10 protein-coding genes and 1 tRNA gene are annotated in these 6,411 nt (G+C 54.9%); 3 read left to right on the top strand and 8 right to left on the bottom strand.

Features of this window, described 5'->3' with window-relative positions; translation table 11 throughout:
- Positions 1 to 8 precede the first annotated feature (8 nt).
- From AC2FNU_RS14425 to AC2FNU_RS14435, 3 genes are read right to left on the bottom strand one after another with little or no spacing between them, the layout of a single operon-like run.
- A complete protein-coding gene (locus tag AC2FNU_RS14425; protein WP_496789676.1) occupies positions 9 to 440 on the bottom strand; it encodes a DUF6691 family protein in 432 nt (143 codons plus the stop codon).
- Complete coding sequence (locus tag AC2FNU_RS14430) at positions 440 to 868, bottom strand: YeeE/YedE family protein (protein ID WP_496789677.1); 429 nt, start codon at positions 866 to 868, stop codon at positions 440 to 442. The genes AC2FNU_RS14425 and AC2FNU_RS14430 overlap by 1 nt, the downstream gene beginning before the upstream one ends.
- A gap of 26 nt (positions 869 to 894) precedes the next feature.
- Positions 895 to 1,758, bottom strand: a complete 864-nt coding sequence (locus AC2FNU_RS14435; protein WP_496789678.1) for an MBL fold metallo-hydrolase — start codon at positions 1,756 to 1,758, stop codon at positions 895 to 897.
- A 244-nt stretch (positions 1,759 to 2,002) separates the two neighbouring features.
- On the opposite strand from AC2FNU_RS14435, the gene AC2FNU_RS14440 reads away from it, so the two are divergent.
- Positions 2,003 to 2,218, top strand: a complete 216-nt coding sequence (locus AC2FNU_RS14440) for a hypothetical protein (RefSeq protein WP_171093981.1) — start codon at positions 2,003 to 2,005, stop codon at positions 2,216 to 2,218.
- A gap of 9 nt (positions 2,219 to 2,227) precedes the next feature.
- Here the strand turns inward: AC2FNU_RS14440 and AC2FNU_RS14445 are convergent, their stop codons facing one another.
- Positions 2,228 to 2,446, bottom strand: coding sequence for a hypothetical protein (locus AC2FNU_RS14445; protein ID WP_496789681.1), 219 nt, complete (start codon positions 2,444 to 2,446; stop codon positions 2,228 to 2,230).
- Between the two features lie 151 nt (positions 2,447 to 2,597).
- Between AC2FNU_RS14445 and AC2FNU_RS14450 the strand changes: the two genes are divergently transcribed.
- On the top strand, positions 2,598 to 2,864 hold the full coding sequence (locus AC2FNU_RS14450) for a DUF2312 domain-containing protein (protein WP_171177687.1): 267 nt from the start codon (positions 2,598 to 2,600) through the stop codon (positions 2,862 to 2,864).
- Positions 2,865 to 3,032: 168 nt separating this feature from the next.
- Positions 3,033 to 3,118 (top strand) — tRNA-Leu (locus AC2FNU_RS14455).
- Positions 3,119 to 3,506: 388 nt separating this feature from the next.
- Here the strand turns inward: AC2FNU_RS14455 and AC2FNU_RS14460 are convergent.
- The 4 genes from AC2FNU_RS14460 to AC2FNU_RS14475 form a co-directional block, all read right to left on the bottom strand.
- Entirely contained in the window at positions 3,507 to 4,235 is a 729-nt protein-coding gene (locus AC2FNU_RS14460; protein WP_496789685.1) for a proteasome-type protease, read from the bottom strand.
- Between the two features lie 11 nt (positions 4,236 to 4,246).
- Positions 4,247 to 5,044: a transglutaminase family protein gene (locus AC2FNU_RS14465; RefSeq protein ID WP_496789686.1), complete on the bottom strand. Its 798-nt coding sequence runs from the start codon at positions 5,042 to 5,044 to the stop codon at positions 4,247 to 4,249.
- 3 nt (positions 5,045 to 5,047) lie between these two features.
- On the bottom strand, positions 5,048 to 5,989 hold the full coding sequence (locus AC2FNU_RS14470) for an alpha-E domain-containing protein (RefSeq protein WP_496789690.1): 942 nt from the start codon (positions 5,987 to 5,989) through the stop codon (positions 5,048 to 5,050).
- A 2-nt stretch (positions 5,990 to 5,991) separates the two neighbouring features.
- A partial coding sequence (locus tag AC2FNU_RS14475; protein WP_496789693.1) for a circularly permuted type 2 ATP-grasp protein occupies positions 5,992 to 6,411 on the bottom strand: 420 nt, incomplete at its 5' end.

A 6,411-nucleotide genomic window follows, 5' to 3' on the forward strand; every position in this document is an offset into this window, starting at 1 on the left:
CCAATTCCTTAGGCCGCGTTCGCCGCTCTGTCCAGTTGCGCGCCAAAGGTTGGGGCAACGAACATACCTGCCGCCATCGCAACCAGAAATGCAACGCCGCCCAGTCCGCCATAACTCAGCGACGCCATGGCCGGTCCGGGGCAAAGCCCAACCAACCCCCAGCCCATTCCGAACAGAACAGAGCCTACAACCAATCTTCGATCAACTTCCGGCTTTGCAGGGGGTGGAAATTCGTTTCCGGTCAACGCCTTGCGCCCTGCTGTAAAACGCCACGCGACCAGCATCGGCAAAATCGCCCCACCCATCACAAAGGCCAAAGTCGGGTCCCAGTTGCCGAATACATCCAGCCATCCTTGGACCTTTGTCGTGTCGGTCATGCCTGAAATCAACAATCCGGCACCGAAGAGTGATCCGGCAAGTAAAGCAATGAAAAGGCGCATCAGATCAGGCCCAACATGTGACGCAGAAGAACGAGCGTCACGCCCCCGGCTAGAATATAGAAAACGGTCGCCACGATCCCGCGCAGAGAAAACCGGGAAATGCCGCAAACCCCGTGACCAGACGTGCAGCCATTTGCGATGCGTGTGCCAACGCCAACCAGTAACCCGGCGATGACGACAAGGACCAAGTTGCTGGTAAGATGTGTCTGAACCTCTGGTGCGATCAACGGGCGCAACAGAAACGGCATACCGATCAGGCCAGCAACAAAGGCCAACTTCTCAGCCTTCGTCTCACGGGCGCTGCCGTCGACAAGGCCGCCCAGGATGCCGCTTGCGCCCATGATCCGGCCATTGCCAAGCAGATAAACCGCCCCGGCCAGACCAATCAGTAAACCGCCGAACAGGCCCATGAGCCACTCTATATTCATGAGGTCTTTCCCTTTATTCGCCCGAGTCAGAGCTTGTTGATCGGCAGTTTTAGAAAGACATCCCCTTCCTCATCTGCCGGGGGCATCTGTCCTGCGCGCATATTGACTTGCAAAGAAGGCAGGATCAGGCGTGGCATGGCCAGCGTCGCATCGCGTGCGTCGCGCATTTCCACAAACTCTTCGATGCTGCGGCCTTGTCCGATGTGTACATTCAGAGCCTTTTGCTCGCCCACCGTCGTTTCCCACGCGTATTCGTCACGACCCGGGGCCTTATAGTCGTGGCCTACGTAGATCCGCGTCTCATCTGGCAGGGCCAGAATTTTCTGGATTGACTCATAGAGGGTCGCAGATGAGCCGCCGGGGAAATCGCACCGTGCTGTTCCAAAATCGGGCATGAACAGCGTGTCGCCCACAAAGGCTGCGTCGCCGATCACATAGGTCAGACAGGCAGGCGTGTGACCCGGGGTGTGCAGCACGTCTCCGCGCATCTGGCCGATGTGGAAACTGTCGCCTTCCGAGAATAACGCATCAAACTGACTGCCATCGCGCTGGAATTCGGTCCCTTCATTGAAGACCTTGCCGAAGGTCTCCTGAATAGTAACGATCTGGGCTCCAATCCCGATCTTGCCGCCCAGCTCTTGTTGCAGATAGGGGGCTGCAGATAGGTGATCGGCGTGAACGTGGCTTTCGAGAATCCAATCAACCTTGAGGTCGCGCGCGCGCACATAGTCGATGATCTGGTTTGCAGAGGTTGTCGCCGTCCGGCCCGAAGCATGATCAAAATCCAGAACGCTGTCGATAATGGCGCAGGCGCGCCCTTGTGGTTCGTGAACAACGTAGGACACCGTAAAGGTTTGATCGTCGAAAAACGCTTTCACTGTAGGCGTCATTTTGTCCTCCGTTTCGGTTGCATACATCATATATTTATTTTGGAATGTGACACAACTGCCAATCTGAATTTGATGCCCGTCAAGGCAGGTTCGATTAAAATGGCTTAAACTTTAACCCATCTGCGCCGAATTGCCGAAATTACGATTACGTCAAGCAAAATCCCGCACAGATTCAGGTTAATATCTTCGGGTCTTATTCCCGTTACCTATATGAGGGATACTGGCAACACTTGGGAGGATGGTTATGACAGCTACTAATCTGTATTCCGAAGCAGAACAGCTTGAACAAAAGCTACAAGGCGCGTGTCTGGACACGCGGTTGGCGCTGCAACCGAGTGTGAGCAAGGTTGTCGATCGTATGCGGCAGCAGGGTATGCACGTGCCGTCACGATTGCGCCGACTGGATGCGGCTTTGTGTGAAGACGCGATGGAAGCGCAGTTCGATAACCTGCCGATCTGACTCAGGCGGTCATCCGAAGGATATCCCAAGGATGACCAGCATCAAACCAAGCACAGACAAGAACAAAGAGGCCAGGTTCCAGGGCAATACGCCCTGAACAACCGCGCGCAATTCGTCATCCGACAAACCGGCCTTGCGCGCTTTCATCACGCGAAGAATACACCAGACAAGGCCGCAAAGCCCGGCAAGGGACAGGGCTGCTCCGCCCCAGGTGATGAATTCAAACATGGTTCCCCACATCTCATCTTGAACTGACCCCGCGCTTAACGGATCGGATCAGGTCGCACAAGTGCGTCTGAGGATTGGGTGCTTGCGACCCGGGCGACAGCACTGTATCCGGCATCTTGCATCAGATTTTCAGCCTCTGGGAGAGACGCATATGGAAGACATCACCGAAGATCAGGCCGCCGCCAACTATCGCGTGACCGCAGGCGAGCTGCGCCAGTTCATCGAACGGTTCGAACGTCTGGATGCCGAGAAAAAGGACCTGGCCGAACAGCAGAAAGAAGTCATGGCCGAAGCCAAAGCCCGGGGCTACGACACCAAGGTCATGCGCAAAGTGATCGCGCTTCGCAAACGCGACAAGGACGATATCGCCGAAGAAGAGGCGGTGTTGGAGATGTACAAAGAAGCGCTAGGCATGTGAGCCTTTCCGAAGGAGTGGGGCGGCGCAATTCCCTTGTCGGGCAAAAAGGCGTGTGTGGCTTGGGATTGGACCGCTAGCCACATTTCCCGTCTCATCTGCATGAAAGCGCATTGTTCTCATCCTGTTGTGATTGTAAGGAAACTGCATAGCCCAAATGGGCCGCGCCGTGCGGGCGTGATGGAATGGTAGACATATCAGACTTAAAATCTGAAGGGCGTATGCCCGTGTGGGTTCGAGTCCCACCGCCCGCACCAAAATTTTCACGTAAATTACTTCAAAAAAGTGTAAAAAAGAATCCTGCCGAAGTAGGCCCCCAATTAGCGCGCCAATCTGCGTTGATTATGTGGCCTTTCCTGTCGCCCTTGAGCCACGCTAGCGCAGTTGACGGAATCGACCGAGTAAAGACCTCTCAGCATGAGACCCCGTCATTCGAAGAAACCATCTTATAACGGCAGAGAGCCCAACCTGTGAATTCGATTATCTCGCCACGCGCGTTCTCAGCACAGATTTTGCCGCGTGAGCATCACCAGAGGCACGGCGGCGCAGCATAGAACCCGCCATTCGTACGGGCCGCACCGAGATTCTGTCAGGCAATAAGCAAGTCGCTGATTTAGCAGACGTTCAACCGTCCAGTTTTGCCGATTAATTGTACTCTGGAAGCTTGGACAATGCAGATTTCAACGCGTCGCCCCATCCTTCTGAAATAGCGCGAAAGTAGTGATCGTCGGGTTCGAACCTGGACCGCGTACCACTTTCAAGGCTGTCTTCGTTGTACAGAAGCAAGTCAAGCGGAGCTCCGACGGACAAATTGGCCTTTATTGTGGAGTCGAAACTGACAAGCAAGAGTTTGACAGTTTCCGGAAAGCTCATTTCCGGATCATAGGCGCGAACAAGAATCGGGCGACCATATTTTGTCTCTCCGATCTGAAAGAACGGTGTGTCGTCTCCGGCCTCGATAAAGTTGCCTTCCGGGTAGATCAGAAACAGGCGAGACGGGCCGCCTTTGATCTGGCCTCCCAGAATGAGTGTCGCGTGAAAAGCGCCGTCAGCTTGCTGGCCAGACCGGGCATGCTCCTCGATTACGTCGTTCAGCGTCGCGGCGACCAGTTGCGCGACCTGAAACATTGTCGGTGCTTCCAAGATCGATGGGGAACGATCTGCCGGGGCTTTTGTACGCTCTTCCAGAAGGCTTATCGTCGCCTGAGTAGTGGCCAGGTTTCCGGCCGTTAGGATTGTGATCGACCGGTCCCCTTCGACTGTCCAGTTGAACATCTTGTTGAAGGTCGAAACATTGTCCACGCCTGCATTCGTGCGCGTATCGGACATGAACACCAGCCCGCGATTCAGCTGCATGCCCACAGCGTAGGTCATCAAATTCTCCGTTACTGCTGTGCGACCTGCAACTGCACTGTCAATTGCTCGCCCGCTGTCCCAATTCTGTTCCCTATTACCGGTGCGGCTTGGGCATAGTCCAGCCCGGTTGCGACGCGGACGTATCGATCGTCAGGCGAGATCCCGTTTGAAACGTCAAACCCGACCCAGCCAAGCCCGTTCAAATGCACTTCGGCCCAGGCATGGGTCGCGTCCTGCAGTTCCGTTTCGTTCATCATCAAGTAACCCGATACATAGCGTGCTGGCACTCCGATCTGTCGTGCACATGTAATGAAGATATGCGTGTGGTCCTGACACACGCCGCGCCCGGCTTTGAGGGCATCTTCGGCGCTCCAGCCCGGGTGCGAACTTCCAATTTCATAAGCGACCTGAGCTCGAATTTTTTCGGACAAAGCATGCATCTGTTCCAGCGGTTCGCCTTCGGGCAACGCGGCTATCAGGTCGGCAACCCCTTTCCCCGGCGTTGTCTGGGGGGTGCCCCTGTTGAACAGCCACAATGGCGTCGACCCTTCGTGACGGCCCAAGACGCCGTGGGTGTCTTCCACCTCAACAACGCCTTCAGAGATCAACGAAATACTTTGGGTGTTTGCGTCGAAACTGACCAATTCCACGGTGTTGCGGTGATAGTCTTCAAACTTCAGTTCTTTGCGCCCGCCGGTGATTTCGGTGTTCCAACTTTCAATGCTTTGATTGCGAAAGGACTTTGGTGTCTTTCTCAGCTGTTGCAACCCGAAGGGAACCGGTGCGTCGAAATCGTATCGTGTCTCGTGTCGAATGTGCAGTTTCATTGTCTACTCGTAGAACCGGTAATCAATCTCGATCTGACGGCTCAAGTTGCCGAGGTCAGTCAGAAAGTCCTGAATATATTCGTGAAGACCGAATTCAAAGATATCCGAGATCTTCTGATCCAGGTATTTCTCGTAGAGAGCGTTTGACGCCTCGCACGAAGGCCCGGCAAAGCCATAGTCTTTCTTCAGGTATGACAGGTTCTCTTGAATCTTTCTGCAGCAAAAGTGAAGGCTGCGAGGCATCCGCTGATCCAAAATCAGAAATTGCGCGATATCTGACGGTCGTGTTTTCTCACCATGGGTCATCCGATACCCTCCACCAGCGCCGACAGATCGGAGGATGCTTTCCCATTGGATGTTGTCCAGTGACGAGCCGACCGAGAAGGCTGTGGGCAGAAGAACATAATATTTCACGTCCAGAATGCGCCCGGTATTGTCGGCCCGCTCGACAAACGTGCCAATGCGGGTGAAGTCGAAAATGTCATTGCGTAGCATGGTCCCCAAGGTGGCGCCGCGCACCAGAGCCGCCTGCTGGCGAATAAGCTCCAGCGTCGCCGGCAAATCCCGCTCGTTCACGCGGCGCTTCATGACCTCGTCAACCTGCATCCAAGTCGCGTTTACGGCACTCCACACATCGTGGGTCAGTGCCGTTCGAACAAGGCGCGCGTTGTCGCGTGCCTGCTTGATAACCGATTTGATTGAGGATGGATTATCCGCATCCCGCAGCACCCAATCCACAGCATTGTCTTTTGAAATTTCATCGTACTTGACGTGGTATCCATCCAGAACTCCGGCCGTTTTCAGAACCGAACCCCATTCCTCGGCAGAGTTCTTTGTCCGGGTCAACGCCATCCTTTGACCTGTTTCCAGCAGCCTGGCCGTGTTTTCCGCGCGCTCCAGGTATCGGGACATCCAGAACAACCCGCCAGCAGTTTTTCCCAGCATGGTCAGTCCTCCAGAACCCAGGTGTCTTTGGTCCCGCCGCCCTGGCTCGAGTTTACGACCAGTGAGCCTTTCTTCAGCGCTACGCGGGTCAAGCCGCCGGGTGTAATTTTGATCCCCTCGGGTGACACCAAAACGAATGGCCGCAAGTCAACATGTCTGGGGGCCAGCCCTGAACGTGCGAAAATCGGAACCGTCGAAAGTGACAGCGTTGGCTGAGCAATATAGTTCGCTGGCCGCGCTTTGAGCTTGTCGCGGAAAGCCGAAATCTCTTTCTTGCTGGCAGTCGGGCCGATCAGCATCCCGTAGCCGCCAGACCCGTGCACTTCTTTCACGACAAGTTCGGATAGATTGTCCAACACGTAGGAAAGCGATTTGGGATCGCTGCAACGCCAAGTGGGAACATTTTGAAGCAGAGGCTTTTC

The sequence above is a fragment of the Ruegeria sp. BHSB064 genome (assembly GCF_059613205.1).